Origin of the sequence: Acinetobacter sp. C13 (assembly GCF_016809775.1) — a bacterium.
Classification (GTDB): domain Bacteria; phylum Pseudomonadota; class Gammaproteobacteria; order Pseudomonadales; family Moraxellaceae; genus Acinetobacter; species Acinetobacter pittii.
Map to the genome: position 1 here is coordinate 221181 of NZ_JAFBJL010000004.1, position 16326 is coordinate 237506.

Genomic DNA, 16326 nt, shown 5'->3' on the forward strand with positions numbered 1-16326 from the left:
GTGCTTTCATTAATAGCACAGATTGACGAAGTAATTGTTACAATTCTTTTCAGATTTTAAAATAAAAAAAGAATACATAAAAAAAGCACCGAATTCGGTGCTTTTCTTGATTAGCCAGCTGCTGCATCGACTACTGGAATTTTTCCAATTTTCGCTTGCCAGATTTTTGGGGCTACTGCGTGAATTGAAGTACCGTTTACATCAACTGCAACAGAAACAGGCATATCTTCAACTACGAATTTGTAGATTGCTTCCATACCTAAGTCTGCAAACGCAACAACTTCAGCTTCACGAACAGCTTTAGATACGAGGTAAGCCGCACCACCAACTGCCATTAAGTAAGTTGCTTTGTTGTCTTTGATTGCTTCAATTGCTGTAGGACCACGGTCAGCTTTACCGATCATACCGAATAGGCCAGTATGTTCTAATACTTTACGTGTGAATTTATCCATACGTGTTGCAGTTGTAGGGCCAGCAGGACCAACGACTTCATCACCCACTGGATCAACAGGGCCAACGTAGTAAATAAATTTACCTTTAAGATCAACTGGTAATTCTTCACCATTGTCGATCATCTCAACCATACGTTTGTGCGCAGCATCACGACCTGTGTACATTGTTCCGCTAAGAAGTAATGTGTCACCTGGTTTCCAAGAATCCATTTCTTCTTGAGTAATGGTATCAAGGTTTACGCGTTTAGATTGTGAAGAGTCCCAAGTTACAGATGGGTAGTCTTCAAGTTTTGGTGCTTGAATATGAGCTACACCTGTACCATCAAGCTGGAAGTGAGCATGACGAGTAGCAGCACAGTTAGGAATCATACCTACTGGTTTACCAGCAGCGTGACATGGGTAATCTTTAATCTTAATATCAAGAACAGTCGTTAAACCGCCAAGACCTTGAGCACCAATACCAAGTGCGTTTACTTTTTCAAAGATTTCGATACGAAGTTCTTCGATTTTGTTTTCTGGTCCACGACGAAGTAATTCGTCCATGTTGATTTCTTCCATGAGCGCTTCTTTAGCAAGCATCATGGCTTTTTCAGCAGTACCACCAATACCAATACCGAGCATACCAGGAGGACACCAGCCTGCACCCATTGTTGGAACAGTTTTAAGTACCCAATCAACAATCGAGTCAGATGGGTTAAGCATCGCAAGTTTAGATTTGTTTTCTGAACCGCCACCTTTAGCAGCAACAGTAATATCTACTTTGTTACCTGGAACGAGTTTGTAGTGAATTACAGCAGGGGTATTATCTTTTGTGTTTTTACGACCAAATGCAGGGTCAGCAAGTACAGATGCACGAAGAACGTTGCTGTTTTCAAGGTAACCTTGGCGAACACCTTCGTTTACAGCATCGTCTAAGCTCATCGTTAAATCAAATTTAACATCTAAGCCCACTTCAAGGAAAACGTTAACAATACCAGTATCTTGGCAAATTGGACGATGACCTTCCGCACACATGCGAGAGTTAATTAGAATCTGTGCAATTGCATCCTTTGCGGCTTTGTTTTCTTCGCGATCATAAGCACGGCTCATCGCTTGGATAAAGTCTTGCGGGTGATAGTACGAAATAAACTGTAGGGCGTCCTTGATCGATGTAATCAAGTCATCTTGTTTGATAATCGTTGTCATACCAGAAAATCTCTTGAGCGGGCTGTTAGCTAGCGGGCTAAATTATATGACAAAAAGACAGTGTTGTGGGAGATTGGTTGATCTTTTGACCGAAAGTCGCATAAGAAGATTTGAAGTGATTTAAACGTAAGAAATCAGAAAATTATTTATTTTTGAATGACTAAAATAAAAAAAGCCATTTGAGCGGATATCAAATGGCGAGAGGTAGTAAAGGTGAATTATATTAATTATTTGGCAGCGGCTTGCTGTTCTGCCTGAATTGCTGTTAATGCAATGGTAAAGACGATGTCATCTACCAATGCTCCACGAGACAAGTCATTGACTGGTTTGTTGAGGCCTTGCAGCATTGGACCTACACTGACTACATTTGCAGCACGTTGTACCGCCTTGTAAGTTGTGTTGCCAGTATTTAAGTCTGGGAAAATAAATACATTGGCACGACCAGCAACACGCGAGTCAGGTGCCTTTTGACGACCCACACTTTCAACTGAAGCTGCATCGTATTGAAGTGGACCATCAATCAGTAAATCTGGACGACGTTGTTGAGCAATTTGAGTTGCTTGCTGTACTTTTTCAACATCAGCGCCTGTTCCAGAAGTACCGGTTGAGTAGCTGATCATGGCAATACGCGGATCAATTCCAAAAGCTTTTGCAGAGTCAGCAGACTGAATTGCAATTTCAGCAAGTTGTTCTGCTGTCGGGTCTGGGTTAATTGCACAGTCGCCATATACATAAACTTCATCTGGTAAAAGCATAAAGAATATTGATGAAACCAGTGAATATTCAGGGGCTGTCTTGATGAGCTGGAATGCTGGGCGGACCGTATTTGCTGTGGTGTGTACCGCACCTGAAACTAAGCCATCGACTTGATCTAAGGCTAACATCATGGTGCCAAGCACAACAGTATCTTGAAGTTGTTCTTTCGCTTGAAGCTCATTGAGTTTACCTTTACGTAGCTCAACCATTGGTGCAACGTATTGTTCACGAATGCTATCAGGATCAATAATTGCCAGTTCAGCAGGTAATTCAATACCACGTGCTTTTGCAACATCGTGCACAGCATCTGGTTTAGCTAACAAAATACAGTCAGCAATACCACGTGCCTGACAAATTGCGGCAGCTTGAATGGTGCGCGGTTCATCACCTTCAGGTAGCACAATCCGTTTTTTTGCTGCAATTGATTTTTGCACCAGTTCATGACGGAAAGCTGATGGCGACAGGCGAGGGGTGGCGGCATTGTTGCTGTGCTGTTTAAGCCATTCAACATCAATATGACTTGAAACAAATCGAGTCACTTGCTCTGCACGTTCAGTATCGTCAGTTGGAATCTCATTGCCAAAATTAGATAAACGCTGTGCAGTTTCAAGTGTGTTTAAACGGGTATGTAAAATCGGTAACCCTTGTTTAATTGCACTTTGGCAAAACTCTAAAAGCTCAGGTGCTGGCGCTTCTCTTTCGGTAAGAACTAAACCCGCCAGAGGAATACCATTGCTGGTTGCCAAACTACTTGCAAGTAAAACATCGGTACGCTCAGATGCGCTAATAATTAACTCGCCTGCAATAAACTTATTCAGTTCATATTCAATGCTTGAAGCAATTAAACTTGAATGCAAAATTCGACGTGTTTTAGCTTCACCTTGATGTACCCATTGCCCATCAATGACATTTGCAATATCGAGAGTTCTCGGTACGCTTAGCGTGTTACTAAAAGGAACAAGTCCAATAATTGGTAAGTCACTAGAGCCGAAATAACGATTATATTTTTGCAGTTCGGTCGTAAATTTTGCGATTTCTTCAGTCGGTCGTAACGATGGATCAAACGCAACAGGAATTTGTGCTGTTTCTTCAGTTAATCCACGGGTACGCATAAACAGTACACCAGCAGTACGATTTGATGTTGCTCCACCAAACTGACGTAAATGAGCATCTACTTTTTCTGCTGCTTTTTTCGGGTTTTGAATATCTGCTGTGCTGACCAACACGACTTCTGCATCAAGTGCTTGAGCAAGACTTGCGTTGAGCTCACTGGCAAAATGGTCTTGTCCGTTAGGTAATAAGCCTTCCACAATAATGACATCATGGTCTGCTGCAACACTACGATGAAGGCTAACAGCTTCTTCAAGTAATTCATCTACTTCCCCAGCCGCAATAAGCTGAGTTAATTTTTCATGTGAAATAGATTGAACAGTTTTACTTTGAAATAAATGACCAAATAATGAAGTGGTTCGGTCAAGATGTTCTTGGTCTTCTTGAGAAAATGGTTTTAAAAAGCCCGCTTTAATGCCGTTGCAATCAAGTGCGTAAATCATACCTAAACAGGCAGAGGTTAAGCCAACCCCTTCACCTGTAGGAATCAATAAAATTGTATTCATATAAACCTATAAATAAACGAATATCGAGTTTTCGCTAAGCTCTAATTAAGCAAGGCTTGCTACAGATGCTGTATTTTCTGCCGCTTCAACAACTTGACGAGTTTCTTTAGCAATACGGCCTTCTTCATCTGTAGGAATGACCCAAATTTGAGGTCCTGTTCCGTTGTCGATTCGCCCTTCAGTGCCACGTTTCAGGTTGTTGTTTTGATCTTTATCAAGCTGCAAACCAAAATGAGGTAAATACGCTAAGGTTTTTTCACGAATATAAGCTGAGTTCTCGCCAATACCGCCCGTGAAGATTAAGCCGTCTAAAGTTGGCAAACCACAGCTTAATGCAGCAAGTGATTTTGCTAGGCGATAGCTAAACACTTCAATTGCAAGACTAGCATCTTCGTTGCCATTTTCAGCAGCTTCAATGACTGTACGCATGTCATTAGACAGTTGAGATAAGCCTAGTAAGCCACTTTCGTTGTTTAAAACTTTATCAATTTTTGCTAAATCCCAACCGAGGTTTTTCGCAAGGAAGCTATGTAAGCTTGGATCAACGTCACCACTACGTGTTCCCATCACTACACCTTCAAGTGGAGTAAGACCCATAGAAGTATCAACACTTTGTCCATTCCATACTGCGCAAGTTGAACTGCCGTTTCCTAAGTGGGCTGTTAACCATCCACCTTTTTTCAGGTTACCTGCCAGCTCACTCGCTTTATCAGACACATACGCATGGCTTGTACCATGGAAGCCATAACGGCGGACGTTGTGGTCAGTATATAAAAACTTAGGAATTGCATAACGGTATGCATGCGGTGGCATGGTTTGATGGAATGCAGTGTCGAATACGGCAACTTGAGGTAATTCAGGAAATAGACGTACGGTTGCGTCAATACCAATTAAATGTGCTGGGTTATGAAGTGGGGCTAAAGGTGTCGCAGCACGAATACGTTCAATAATTTCAGGAGTGAGTAATTCTGCTTTGGTTAAACTACCCCCGTGTACAACACGATGTCCGATTGCTTGCGGTTTGTAGTTGGCAAGACGTGCAAGTAAAGTTTCTAAAGCTTTGGCATGGTCAGCATAAGGGATTGAAAGTTCAAGTGGTTCACCACCTACTGTAATTCCCTTAATACGAGCATCAGCTGCCCCCAAGTTTTCTGCTAAACCGTAAATACGATCTTCACGACGCTCTGAAACCAGTGCGTATTTAATAGATGAAGAGCCGCAATTGATAACTAATACTGATGTAGCCACGTTGAAATACCCAAGTCCTGATTTAAAATAGTTTTCCTAACTTCCTGTTCAACATGTATTATTTTTCGATACAGATTGAACGGGTTGTCATGTTTTAACATGTGTTGTTTTTCTGTCCAAGATAGACTTTAGCCCATTAGACTTAAGCACTATCGACCATCAAATTATTTGTAACTAATATTTGTCCAGTATAAAGCTTAACCACTGTATTCCTTGTTTTTTTATGCGTGTTGAAACGAGTTTTTTGTATATATTTATGAAAGGTAAATTTCTATTTAATGTATTTTTCAAATATTTGGTATAAATTTTTTAAGAAAAAAGACATGCTGTTATTTTAATCAAACTAGAGGGGAGTATTACAAATAATATACGTAAATTAAATTAAATTTTAATCGTTTATATATAGGTTAAAATATATAAATCATAAACATTTTTAATATAAAAATTAGTATAAAAAAGCCGGTATTAATACATTTATAAGAATATTTTATTGCTTTGATATTATGAGAATTTTCTCATAGTTATTAGGGGCTAATATACCAGTAAATATAGTCAAAAATAAAACCAGCTTCTTGTTTAAAACTTAAACATAATTTGTATTTAATACCCATGCTCGGGTATTACCGTAAAATTGACTAGGGCTTGCATGTCGGTTTTTGCCTTAATAATATTGTCCCTTCCCCTTATCAAATGATGATGAAATATATCATTTGGTCTATTTTTATGTTCCGGCTTATCCGGTTGTACAGGAGCGTCCAGCATGGACTTGCCGAATCCAGTATTGGCAAAAGTGACCGAGCGTGTAATCGCACGTAGTCAAAAAACTCGTTCTGCATATTTACAACGTATTGAACATGCACAAGGCAAATTTCCTGCTCGTGGAGCACTTTCATGTGCCAATCTGGCTCATGGTTTTGCCAGTATGGACGATAATGAAAAATTAATTATTAAAGTAGGCCGTGAACCAAATATTGGCATCGTATCTTCATATAACGAAATGCTGTCGGCTCACGCACCATATAAAACATTTCCAGATTTAATTAAAAATGCCGCTCGCGAAAATGGGGGAGTAGCGCAGTTTGCAGGTGGTGTACCTGCGATGTGTGACGGTATTACCCAAGGTAATGCTGGCATGGAACTATCTTTGTTCTCTCGTGAAACCATTGCGATGAGTACAGCGATTGCATTGTCTCATAACATGTTTGACGCAGCTTTATGTCTTGGTGTTTGCGACAAGATTGTGCCGGGCTTGCTCATTGGTGCTTTGCAGTTTGGCTATTTACCTACTATTTTTGTGCCAGCTGGCCCAATGACCAGTGGTTTATCTAACGATGAGAAAGCCAAAATTCGTCAGCAATTTGCAACGGGTCAGGTTGGCCGAGATGCTTTGCTAGAAGCTGAGTCAGCTGCTTATCACGGACAAGGGACTTGTACTTTTTACGGTACAGCCAATAGTAACCAGATGCTGATGGAAGTTATGGGCTTACATTTGCCAAGTGCCGCATTTGTTCATCCTCATACACCATTACGTGATGCACTCACCGCAGAAGCGGCGATTCGTGTACTTGATTTAACAGTTGAGCGTGGAAACTACACGCCAATTGGTCATGTTGTCGATGAAAAAGCAATTATAAACGGTATTGTGGCGTTACTCGCTACAGGTGGTTCAACCAACCACACTCTACATCTTATTGCGATTGCTCGTGCGGCTGGCATCTTGATTGACTGGGATGACTTTGATGAGTTATCGGCTGTTGTTCCATTGCTCGCAAAAATCTATCCAAATGGTAAAGCTGATGTAAACCATTTCCAAGCTGCGGGTGGGGTCGCTTTCCTCATTCGTAATCTACTTGAAGCTGGTTTGTTGCATAACGACGTAACGACTGTAGCTGGTAAAGGTTTACAGCACTACACCAAAGAACCGAAATTGATTGACGGTAAGCTCACTTGGGTTGACGGTGTGGTTCAAAGCCTTGATGACAAAGTACTTCGTAGCATTGATGCACCGTTTCAACCAGATGGTGGCTTGCGTTTAATGCAGGGTCGTCTTGGCCGTGGTGTGATCAAGATTTCTGCTGTTGCGCCAGAACATCGTAAAGTTAAAGCTCCAGCAATTGTGTTTGATTCTCAAGAAGCAGTGCAAGCTGCATTTGATCGTGGTGAGTTACATCGAGACTTTATTGCAGTTGTTCGTTTCCAAGGTGCACGTGCGAATGGTATGCCTGAATTGCATCGTTTAACGCCTGTGTTGGGTGTTTTACAAGATCAAGGTTTCCACGTTGCTTTAGTCACTGATGGGCGTATGTCTGGTGCTTCAGGTAAAGTTCCTGCGGTGATTCATTTATCTCCAGAAGCCTTACTAAATGGGCCAATTGCTAAAGTTCAAACAGGCGATATGTTAATCATTGATGCCGAAGCTGGCGTACTTGATGTCGAAATAGGTGACGATGTATGGCAGTCGCGCCCTGTTGCACAGCCAGAACATCAGGCAGAAAACGAAGTTGGCTTTGGTCGTGAATTATTTGGTGTTTTCCGTGCTGCTGCTGCGCCAGCTGAACATGGAGCATCTGTATTTGGTGCATTGGTTGGTGAAAATTCACCAGAGCAGATTTGAGTCAAAGGAACTGAAAAATAATGATTAAAATTGAAGATATCGTCAAATTAGGCCCAGTTATCCCTGTATTGGCATTTGATTCTGCCGAGCAAGGTGAAGATGTATCACGTGCTTTACATGCAGGTGGCGTAAAAGTTCTTGAGATTACGTTACGTACCGCTGCTGGTCTTGCTGCTATTGAGCGTGCTAGCCAGTTGGCCGATGACATTGTGGTGGGTGTGGGAACGATTACCAAGCCAGAACATTGTGCTCAAGCTAAAAAAGCAGGTGCTCAATTTGGGGTATCTCCTGGTTTAACTAAAGATCTGCATTTGGCTGCGCAAGATGCTGGCTTACCTCTATTGCCGGGTGTGATGACACCAAGTGACCTAATTCAAGCGATTGAATTGGGTTATGACATTGTGAAGTTCTTTCCAGCTCAACAGGCAGGTGGTGTTGAGATGCTAAAAGCATTTTATGGTCCATTTCCAAACTTGCGCTTTTGTCCGACTGGTGGAATTACGGCAGAGTCAGCGCCAGATTTCTTAAAACAACCTAACGTGGTTTGTGTAGGTGGTTCATGGTTAACACCTAAAGCTACAGTAGCTGCCCAAGACTGGTCTGAAATTACTCGCTTGGCACAAATTGCGAGTCAGTTGAGAGCTTTGTAAATGTAGACAATATTTATAAAAAATGAAGTGCATTCTATGTGCTTTAAAGGCTGTATTGATGTGATCAGTTTGTACTGGTCACACCTAAATATAAAAATTTAATGTCTTAACAGTAGGAATTACTGTGGTTGAAGACCCTTGTTTAGGCAGTGTGCCTAAATAATTATTCCAAGGAGAAGTGTCCCATGGAGACGGTTCAGGGTGGCATGTTACTGATCTACACTGTAATCGCGATTATTGCTTTAGTGGTCATGATCGCGAAGTTTAGAATTTATCCATTTTTAGTTCTTATTATTGTTTCACTCGGTTTAGCCTTGGCTGTTGGCATGCCAATGGGTGATATTGTTAAGTCTTATGAAGCCGGTACAGGTAAAACCTTAGGTCACCTTGCGATTGTAATCGCACTCGGAACGATGCTCGGTAAAATGATGGCCGAGTCTGGTGGTGCAGAGCGAATAGCAATTACTTTAATTAAGTGGTTTGGTGAGAAAAATATTCACTGGGCTATGATGTTTATTGCCCTTATTGTTGGCCTTCCCGTATTTTTCGAAGTAGGTTTCGTTCTACTCATTCCAATTGCATTCAACATTGCTAAACGGACAGGCAAATCTTTATTAGTTGTTGGCCTGCCAATGGTTGCCGGTTTATCGGTTGTGCATGGCTTAATTCCACCACATCCAGCAGCATTGTTGGCAGTACAGGCTTATCATGCTGATATTGGTAAAACAATTGCTTATAGTCTGATCGTTGGTGTGCCAACAGCTATTGTTGCTGGACCATTGTATGCACTTTGGATTAATAAATACGTTAAATTGCCCGAAAATAATCCGTTAGCGAAGCAGTTTATTGAAGCAGATACGAATAGAACTCGTGAGCTACCAAGCTTTGGGATTACCTTATTCACAATTATGCTGCCTGTAGTATTAATGTTGGTTGGAAGCTGGGCTGATCTTTTCTTTGCTCCACAGACTTTCGCAAATGATTTGCTACGTTTTATTGGTACTTCTGATATCGCATTACTCATTGCCGTACTGGTCAGCTTTATTACCTTTGGTACGATGCAGGGCTTTAACCGTGAACAAATTGAAAAATTCTGCGGTGGATGTTTAGCTTCTATTGCAGGGATTATGTTGATTGTAGGTGCTGGTGGTGGTTTTGGCGGCATTTTGCGTGACACTGGTATTTCTAATGAGATTGTCTCTACAGCGTTGAAAGCAAACCTGTCGCCGTTATTGTTGGGTTGGTTTGTTGCAGCATTAATTCGTTTGGCAACAGGTTCTGCAACGGTAGCTATGGCTACAGCGTGTAGCATTGTTGCTCCAATTGCAGCTACGGCTGGTGTCGCAGTTAGACCAGAACTTTTAGTGCTTGCGACGGGTTCAGGTTCATTAGTTTTCTCACATGTAAATGATGCAGGATTCTGGTTAATCAAAGAATATTTCGGTATGACAGTGGGACAGACGCTCAAGACTTGGTCGGTATTGGAAACGATCATTTCAGTGTTGGGTTTATCTTTCACGCTACTGCTTAGCACTATTTTATAATTAAAGGTGAGTAATCCATGATTGTGATTGCAATGGGTGTCTGTGGAACAGGTAAAACCCTAATTGGTGAATTGTTATCAGAGCGTTTGGCTTGTGAGTTTCTTGATGGAGATACGCTTCATTCAGCTGCAAATAAAAGTAAGATGAGCCAAGGCATTCCTTTAACTGATGAAGACCGCTTGCCATGGTTACAGGCAATTCGTCAGGTCATTGAAACCAAACAAAGAGACGGTGAAACAGCTGTATTTACATGCTCATCTTTAAAGCGAATGTATCGCGATATTTTAAGAGGGCAGGATCAGAATGTTAAGTTTGTGTACCTAAAAGGCTCTTATGAGTTATTACAGCAAAGACTGGCAGAAAGATCTGGTCATTTTTTTGACCCAGCGTTGCTACAAACACAGCTAGATACGTTGGAAGAACCTGATATGAATGAAGCAATTGCTATTGATATTGCTCTCACACCAGAACAAATCATTGAGCAAGTCATTCAGAAGCTAGGAATGACTGATAATGTGTGTCGGGGGTAAATTCATCTAGAAAGATTATCAACGCTTTAAGTTATTCACCTTGTGATTTACGGTTCAAGCAAGGTGAATACGGATAATAATAGTGATATTGACCCGAAAAAGACCTGATTACAGTGGACAGTTCGGGGATATATAAAAGACATACGAATAATAAGGTATTAAGAAGAATGAATCAGTTAAATAATTTACAGCATAAATTCCCAGTAGAGGACAGTATTCCTGAAAGTGTGCGTCTGCCCTCTCAAATTCATCAGCGTGTCTCACTAGTAGATGGTGAGTTGAGGTTGTGGGCTGGTGCAACCAAGAAAACATTATCTCCAATCTGGATTCAGCAGCCTGACGGTAGCCTACAACAAGTTGAACTTGGTAGTTATCCGGTCATGGGTGAAAAAGAAAGTGATGAAGCGTTAGAGGCAGCGGTACGAGCTTACAACAATGGTCGTGGCGAATGGCCAATGATGAAGGTTGGTGAGCGCATTGCCTGTATGCAAAATTTTATTCAGCGGATGGTGGAACAGCGAGATCTGATCATTAAGCTGATCATGTGGGAAATTGGCAAAAGCTTGGCTGATTCAGAGAAAGAGTTTGACCGTACGATTACCTACATGCGTCAAACGATAGATGCTCTGAAAGATCTGGATAATGCTAACTCTCGCTTTGTCATGGCTGAAGGTACGATTGGTCAAATTCGTCGTACTCCACTAGGTGTCGTGTTGTGTATGGGGCCATACAACTACCCACTGAATGAAACCTTTGCGACTCTGATCCCAGCCATGCTGATGGGTAATACCATCATTTTTAAACCACCTCAATTTGGGACCTTGTTGTTCGAACCATTACTAGAAGCGTTTCGTGACTCATTTCCAAAAGGTGTGATCAATACCATTTATGCACCAGGTTCTTTAGTGGTGCCGCATTTGCTGGCATCTGGGCAAATTAATGTGCTGGCACTGATTGGTTCTAGTAAAGTAGCTGATCACTTGAAGAAGCAACATCCTAAATCTCACCGTCTGCGTGCAATTTTGGGGTTGGATGCGAAGAATGCAGCTATTATTCTGCCGGATGCCGACTTGGATCTGACAGTGAAAGAGTGTCTGCTGGGTGCATTGTCATTTAATGGTCAGCGTTGTACCGCGCTCAAAATGCTGATGGTACATCGTTCAATAGCAGATGAATTTGTTAACCGCTTAACGACTGAACTAGCTAAACTGAAAGTGGGTATGCCATGGGAAAAGGGTGTATTTATTACGCCGCTACCTGGTATGCACCGTACAGCCTACATGACTGACGTCATTGAAGATGCCGTGGCTAAAGGGGCTCAAATAGTTAATCCGGAAGGTGGTGAATTCTGCAAAACAATGTTCTATCCTGCCGTAGTTTATCCAGTGACCGAGGGGATGAGACTGTATCGTGAAGAACAGTTCGGTCCAGTGATACCAGTCTCTGTTTATGATGACATTGAAACTGTGCTGGACTATGTCACTACTTCTGATCATGGGCAGCAGGTGAGTATTTTTGGTAGCGACCCTGAGCAAATTGGTCATTTAGTTGATCCGTTGGTCCATCAGGTCTGTCGTGTAAACATCAATTGCCAATGTCAGCGTGGCCCTGATGTATTCCCGTTTGGTGGTCGTAAAGATTCTGCGGAAGGCACACTTTCTGTACATGATGCACTTCGAGCATTTTCTATTCGTTCTATGATTGCTGCTAAACAGACAGATGACAGCAAAGGCATGTTGGCCTCTATGGTGTCTGAACACTACTCTAAATTTGTGAATACTGACTTTATTTTCTAATAAATATACGATTAAGAAAAACCAGCCTTCGGGTTGGTTTTTTATAGTGACTCATAACTTGAATAATAAAAAACGCCTGATCAAGATCAGGCGTTTTTGTTTGAACCAATAGATTAATTATTGACGAATTTGACCGTCACCTAACACAATCCATTTTTGAGAAGTTAAGCCTTCTAAACCAACTGGACCACGAGCATGAATTTTATCTGTAGAGATACCAATTTCTGCCCCTAAGCCATATTCGAAACCGTCAGCAAAACGAGTTGAAGCATTAATCACAACTGAGCTTGAATCTACACGAGCTAAGAATTGACGAGCTAAAGTGTAGTTTTCAGTCACAATTGCATCGGTGTGATGTGAACCATATTTGTTGATATGGTCAATTGCTTCATCAATACCGCTAACCACTTTAACAGCAAGAATTGGCCCTAAATATTCGGTATACCAATCTTCTTCTGTCGCAGGTTTTACAGAGGCACCTAAAATACGGCGTGTTTCTGGGCAACCGCGTAACTCAACTTGTTTTTCAGCATATAGTTCGGCAATCCGTGGTAAGAAAACGTCTGCAATTTTCTCATCAACCAGCAAAGTTTCCATCGCATTACAAACACCATAGCGATGTGTTTTTGCATTTAATGTAATTGGTAAAGCTTTTTGCAAGTCTGCCTGCGCTTCAACAAATACATGGCAGTTACCATCAAGATGTTTAATGACAGGAATACGCGCTTCGTTGGTTACACGCTCAATTAAGCTTTTACCGCCACGTGGAACAATTACATCTACATATTCAGCCATCGTGATGAGGTGACCAACAGCTGCACGGTCAGAAGTTTCAATGACTTGTACTGAATGCTCAGGTAGGCCAGCAACTTTTAAACCATGCTTAATTGCTTCTGCGATTGCTTTATTTGACTCGAGTGCTTCTGAACCACCACGTAAAATAATGGCATTACCCGATTTAATCGCTAAAGATGCAGCTTCAAGGGTAACGTTTGGACGTGATTCGTAAATCATACCCACTACGCCTAGAGGCACACGCATTTTTCCAATTTGAATACCTGTGGGGCGATATGCAAGATCCGTAATTTCCCCAATTGGATCGACAAGCGCGATCACATCTTTTAAACCTTGCAACATCCCTTTAAAGCGTGCGGGCGTAAGCTCAAGACGATCAAGTAAGGCACTGTCGAGCTGATTGCTACGACCTTTATCCATGTCGATTTGATTCGCCGCCAAGATTGCTGCTTGATTATTTTCCAAAGCAGTATAAATAGCAGAGAGTGCATGATTTTTTAGTGAGGTAGAAGCACTTGTTAAGACGCGTGAGGCCTCGCGTGCTTGTTGCCCAACTTTTTGCATATATTGTTCAATTGAATCTTGCATAGCATTTTTTAATCATTTACCAATGAGTAAGATAGTAGCAGTCAAATGCGGAACAATGAATGGCTTTTTTTGAAAAATGTGACCGCCATAAAAAAACATTTAAATATTTTGCAAACTATTAGCGACTTAAACAAGATGAGCGGTCATTTCAGCGATTGCGTATATTTCAGACAATTGTTTAGAATGTTATTGTGCAATACAAACTAATACAAATTTTAAAGTTTTGTGCATAAAAGATTACGTGTTCAAGAAGGAACTCTTGCAGCATAAAAAAATTACAGCAAGGAGGAAGCAAGGATATGAATTCCATTATTCAAATGGATTCGGAGATCAACCAAGCTTATGCCGGTTTTGGCTTTTTCGATATCTACCATAGAGATAGTTTTAAACAACCTGCTCGTACAACATGGATCGACGGCTGGAAAATTGAATATATGGCAATTGCCGATCCAAAAACGATTCACAATACGCCGATTGTGATTGTTGGTGGTGCTTTCCAGAATTTTAATTCTTATAAATATTGTGTTGAACAATTGTTTGAAAGTGGTCCGGTTATTTTAATTGATTTACCTTCGATGGGTGCAAATCAGCAAATTACCAATCGCGACACAGGAGTATCTGCCGGTACTTTAGAACTTCCTGATTTATCTGAAATGTTAGGACGTTGGTTAGATATTGTTGGAATACAAAAAGTTTCTGTAATGGGAATGTCTTTGGGGTCAGTGATTGCTTCTTGTTTTGCTTATCATCGTCCTGAATTAATGGATCGCATGATTTTAATGGGGGTTATGCAAAAGACCCGAAAAAGTTGGCGAATGATTTTGGAAGAGTCGCTCAAGCTCATGCAAGAAAACCGCATGGAGGAGTTTGGGCAAGCTGTAATTTTATATTTAGTTAATCATGCAAAATTAGATAAAACTCGTATGTCACCAACCGCTAAAAAGTTATTTTTTAGACAAATGGCCGAGTTTACGGGGACTGAGCGGGAACGTTATGAAATTAACTGTAACCGCCTTTTGCGGTTAACAGATGTACCTATTCCAGAGTGCAAAACGCTAGTTGCAGCAGGGCAATACGACAGTTTTACTCTGCCTCATGAAAATGCCAATTTTGCTTTGCAATGTCCTGATATGGAATTTGCACTTATTGCAAACGCTGATCATGTGCCACAGCTCCAGCGTCGTAAAGAAACCATGAGTTTGTTCACTTCATTCTTGAAGGGTGAATCTATCCAAAATTTGGATGGCATTATTCCAATGACGCGTGAACAAATGCAAAAAATGGAACGTCGTGGTGAGGAGCGAGTCCCAGTTTTACAACCGCATACTCAACTTACCCATAGAGAGTTTGATGTACAGGTCCCTGTATCAATTGTTGATGTGACTTTCTTCGGTATGTATTTAAAAATGAATGATGTTTCGCAGTTTGATTTTGTTAATGACCATCCACGCGATTTGGCACTTCATTTAGAAGATGAAGAAGGTAGTTTTGCGATTGAGTGCTTAATTTTTGAAAGTACAGCGCAGGGTATTCGAGCTTTATTTAAACATGGTAGTTTTGAGCTTGCTGATCGGTTAAGCCGTTTTATTGCTCGTCAAAAACAAGCAGCTTAATAATATATTTATAGATGGGAGCTCTTTTATTTCGAGCTTCCATTTTTTTATATTTATTATTTTATTTGAGAATGAATAATCCAGACTAAATCGCCTAAATGCTCTTCATGGTTATCTTGAGAAACTTGCCCAAAGAATATTTGTGGCTGTTCAATAGTAACTTGCCCAAACTCTGTATCTTTAAAAAAGTCTTTAACCTCTTGTGGACTTTTGAAATGAAAACTAAAAGAACTGCGAGACATTATTTTAAGTAACTTACTACTATTCCAAATAATACTGGCGAGTTTGTTTTTAATGGGTTCAGGATATAAGTCGGTTAAATAATGAAGCTTTTTAAAAGTGGCACCATAGTGGCCAATCGCTTGGATCAATTGTTTTAATAAATCTTTGTCGAAATAGTTAATCAAGCCTTCACTGATTACAACCAATGGGCGGTTAGGGTCAAATACTTCAAATGCCTGTGCAAAAGCTTCTGTAAATAAATCAACTGATAAGATTTCAGGTGCATTTTTTTCAATTTGCTGTAACGCATTTTGTTTGGTTTGTGCCATATCGGGCAAATCAAGCTCCCGATAGGTAATAGAAGGGTAATGTTGTCTAAACCACCAGCCACGTGGCGACAGGCCACATGCTATTTCTAGAACTTGTAAATCAGGATTTTCTTGAATTAATTTTTCTAAATGATGATCAAGCATGATGTGGCGTTGTTTTAGTGTGGTGCGCATGCTGCCACCCACATATTTCTCTGCCCATGATTCTAGCGGGTGAACCAAATACGCCAGTGACTTGCCTTTCGTTGTGGCAAGAGCTTCATGAGAAATCCCCATTTGATACCAGATATAACCCGTATAGTGGGCTGTAAAAGAGATGTGGCGGTGTTTTGAAAGGTGTTGTGTCATTCGTCCTGAACTCGATTTATTGTTTTTGTGTGGTTTGACT

At 41.0% G+C, this 16326-nt stretch carries 12 protein-coding genes; 6 read left to right on the forward strand and 6 right to left on the reverse strand.

Going from position 1 to position 16326, the window contains the following annotated elements; genetic code table 11:
- Positions 1-110: 110 nt before the first annotated feature.
- The 4 genes from JGE69_RS13260 to JGE69_RS13275 all read right to left on the reverse strand — a co-directional run bounded on the left by JGE69_RS13260 (position 111) and on the right by JGE69_RS13275 (position 5358).
- The gene (locus JGE69_RS13260; RefSeq protein ID WP_002115045.1) at positions 111-1637 is read right to left on the reverse strand and encodes a fumarate hydratase; all 1527 of its coding nucleotides are present in this window, start codon (positions 1635-1637) and stop codon (positions 111-113) included.
- Between the two features lie 227 nt (positions 1638-1864).
- Positions 1865-4009 (reverse strand): phosphate acetyltransferase, encoded by a 2145-nt coding sequence (pta, locus tag JGE69_RS13265; RefSeq protein ID WP_199113680.1) that lies wholly within the window; start codon positions 4007-4009, stop codon positions 1865-1867.
- 45 nt (positions 4010-4054) lie between these two features.
- The gene (locus tag JGE69_RS13270; protein ID WP_005066132.1) at positions 4055-5257 is read right to left on the reverse strand and encodes an acetate/propionate family kinase; all 1203 of its coding nucleotides are present in this window, start codon (positions 5255-5257) and stop codon (positions 4055-4057) included.
- Complete coding sequence (locus JGE69_RS13275) at positions 5239-5358, reverse strand: hypothetical protein (RefSeq protein WP_005804223.1); 120 nt, start codon at positions 5356-5358, stop codon at positions 5239-5241. The genes JGE69_RS13270 and JGE69_RS13275 overlap by 19 nt, the downstream gene beginning before the upstream one ends.
- Before the next feature lie 659 nt (positions 5359-6017).
- On the opposite strand from JGE69_RS13275, the gene edd reads away from it, so the two are divergent.
- From edd to JGE69_RS13300, 5 genes are all read left to right on the forward strand, one after another.
- Positions 6018-7871, forward strand: a complete 1854-nt coding sequence (gene edd / locus JGE69_RS13280) for a phosphogluconate dehydratase (RefSeq protein WP_199113678.1) — start codon at positions 6018-6020, stop codon at positions 7869-7871.
- A 20-nt stretch (positions 7872-7891) separates the two neighbouring features.
- Positions 7892-8521, forward strand: coding sequence for a bifunctional 4-hydroxy-2-oxoglutarate aldolase/2-dehydro-3-deoxy-phosphogluconate aldolase (eda, locus tag JGE69_RS13285; protein ID WP_044101251.1), 630 nt, complete (start codon positions 7892-7894; stop codon positions 8519-8521).
- Positions 8522-8706: 185 nt separating this feature from the next.
- Positions 8707-10065, forward strand: coding sequence for a gluconate:H+ symporter (locus JGE69_RS13290; protein ID WP_002115035.1), 1359 nt, complete (start codon positions 8707-8709; stop codon positions 10063-10065).
- Positions 10066-10082: 17 nt separating this feature from the next.
- Positions 10083-10595: a gluconokinase gene (locus JGE69_RS13295; protein ID WP_130127805.1), complete on the forward strand. Its 513-nt coding sequence runs from the start codon at positions 10083-10085 to the stop codon at positions 10593-10595.
- Between the two features lie 167 nt (positions 10596-10762).
- Positions 10763-12391 (forward strand): NADP-dependent glyceraldehyde-3-phosphate dehydrogenase, encoded by a 1629-nt coding sequence (locus JGE69_RS13300; RefSeq protein ID WP_199113676.1) that lies wholly within the window; start codon positions 10763-10765, stop codon positions 12389-12391.
- Between the two features lie 117 nt (positions 12392-12508).
- On the opposite strand, the gene JGE69_RS13305 is transcribed toward JGE69_RS13300, so the two are convergent.
- Entirely contained in the window at positions 12509-13774 is a 1266-nt protein-coding gene (locus JGE69_RS13305; protein ID WP_044101247.1) for a glutamate-5-semialdehyde dehydrogenase, read from the reverse strand.
- Between the two features lie 299 nt (positions 13775-14073).
- On the opposite strand from JGE69_RS13305, the gene JGE69_RS13310 reads away from it, so the two are divergent.
- Positions 14074-15387: an alpha/beta fold hydrolase gene (locus JGE69_RS13310; RefSeq protein WP_199113674.1), complete on the forward strand. Its 1314-nt coding sequence runs from the start codon at positions 14074-14076 to the stop codon at positions 15385-15387.
- 56 nt (positions 15388-15443) lie between these two features.
- Here the strand turns inward: JGE69_RS13310 and JGE69_RS13315 are convergent, their stop codons facing one another.
- Positions 15444-16286: a class I SAM-dependent methyltransferase gene (locus JGE69_RS13315; RefSeq protein WP_199113672.1), complete on the reverse strand. Its 843-nt coding sequence runs from the start codon at positions 16284-16286 to the stop codon at positions 15444-15446.
- Between the last annotated feature and the right edge of the window lie 40 nt (positions 16287-16326).